Source organism: Aphanothece microscopica RSMan92, assembly GCF_046613545.2.
Lineage (GTDB): Bacteria > Cyanobacteriota > Cyanobacteriia > PCC-6307 > Cyanobiaceae > NIES-981.
Window position 1 is genome coordinate 1 of record NZ_JBKKKY020000575.1, and the last position, 430, is coordinate 430.

The window sequence follows — 430 nt, forward strand, 5'->3', positions numbered from 1 at the left end:
CGGGGATACGCTTTGGTGGCGTATGGTATCCAACGACCCATACAACGCCCGATGCCAAAACCTTGGCAGAGCTGTTCCGCGAGATGCGTCGCCAGCGCGTCGATTCCGTTTGTATGGAAGTGTCGTCGCATGCCCTGGATCAAGGTCGCGTCGATGGACTCCATTGGCAAGGAGCCATGTTCACGAACCTGACGCATGACCATCTTGACTATCACGGTACCATGGAGAACTATGCCGCCGCCAAGGCGAGGCTCTTCGCGATGGTCCCGGCTGACGGCGTTGTCGTGGTTAATGACGATGATCCCTGGGCTCCCACGATGCGACGTGAAAGCCGGTCCCGAAGGACCGTTGGCGTTGGCGTCTCCGACGATGCCACCATTCAGATCGACGACGTTCGGTTGGATGCTTCGGGGGCACGGTTTTCGCTCGT

General features: G+C 59.1%; 1 protein-coding gene. It reads left to right on the forward strand.

Annotated features, from left to right (window positions below; translation table 11 throughout):
* Window positions 1–83: 83 nt before the first annotated feature.
* Window positions 84–430 (forward strand): Mur ligase family protein (locus tag ACLD7X_RS19125; RefSeq protein WP_425625529.1); only part of this gene is annotated, 347 nt, incomplete at its 3' end.